The sequence below is a fragment of the Halalkalicoccus tibetensis genome (assembly GCF_037996645.1).
GTDB classification, from domain to species: Archaea; Halobacteriota; Halobacteria; order Halobacteriales; family Halalkalicoccaceae; genus Halalkalicoccus; species Halalkalicoccus tibetensis.
The window spans coordinates 1-1,003 of the sequence record NZ_JBBMXV010000010.1 but is presented as its reverse complement, the minus strand read 5'-3'; the positions used below and the strand labels follow the sequence as shown (position 1 = coordinate 1,003).

Genomic DNA, 1,003 nt, shown 5'->3' with positions numbered 1-1,003 from the left:
TGAGCGGCGACGAGATCGACGACCTGATGTGGGGCTGTGCACAGCAGCGCACCGAACAGGACAACAACGTCGCGCGCGTCATCGCCCTGCTTTCGGAACTCGGCGAGAACGTCCCCGCGACCACCATCAACCGCTGGTGTGCCTCCTCGATGCAGGCGGTCATCTCCGCCTCGGATGCGATCCGCGCCGGCCAGCGCGACGCGATCATCGCCGGCGGCGTCGAGTCCATGAGCCGCGTGCCGATGGACGGCCAGTCCTACCAGCACCTCCACCCGGGGATCGCCGAGCACTACAACGTCGGCGAGCTCGAGATGGGAATGACCGCCGAGAAGGTCGCCGAGGAGTTCGACGTCTCGCGGGAGGCACAGGACGAGTACGCGCTTCGCAGCCATCAGCGCGCGGCGGCGGCGACCGACGAGGGACGCTTCGAGGACCAGATCGTCCCCATCGAGACCGAGGACGGCACCGTCTCCGAGGACGAGGGCATCCGCCGCGACACCGACCTGGAGAGCCTCGGCGGGCTCCCGACGGTGTTCAAGGGGGACGGGACCGTCACGCCGGGTAACGCCTCGCAGATATCCGATGGTGCGTCCGCGACGCTGGTGACGAGCCGCGCGTTCGCCGAGGATCACGGTCTCGAAATCCTCGCGGAAGTGGGTTCGAACAACGTCGCGGGCGTCGATCCCACGGTGATGGGGATCGGCCCGGTTCCGGCGACGGAGGGATTGCTCGAGCGAACTGGGCGGGAGATCGAGGAGTACGACCTGGTCGAACTCAACGAGGCGTTCGCGAGCCAGGCGCTCTACAGCCAGCACGAACTGGGGATTCCCGACGAGAAGTTCAACGTCAACGGCGGGGCGATCGCCGTGGGCCACCCGCTCGGGGCGAGCGGCGCGCGCCTCCCCGTTACCCTGGTCCACGAACTGATCGAGCGCGACGCCGAACGCGGACTGGCGACGCTCTGTGTCGGCTTCGGGCAGGGCGCGGCCATCGAGTTCTCCCG

1 protein-coding gene is annotated in these 1,003 nt (G+C 68.4%); it reads left to right on the top strand.

Going from position 1 to position 1,003, the window contains the following annotated elements:
- Positions 1 to 1,003, top strand: a 1,003-nt coding sequence (locus WOA58_RS18615; RefSeq protein ID WP_340605802.1) for a thiolase family protein, incomplete at both ends; no start/stop codon positions are given.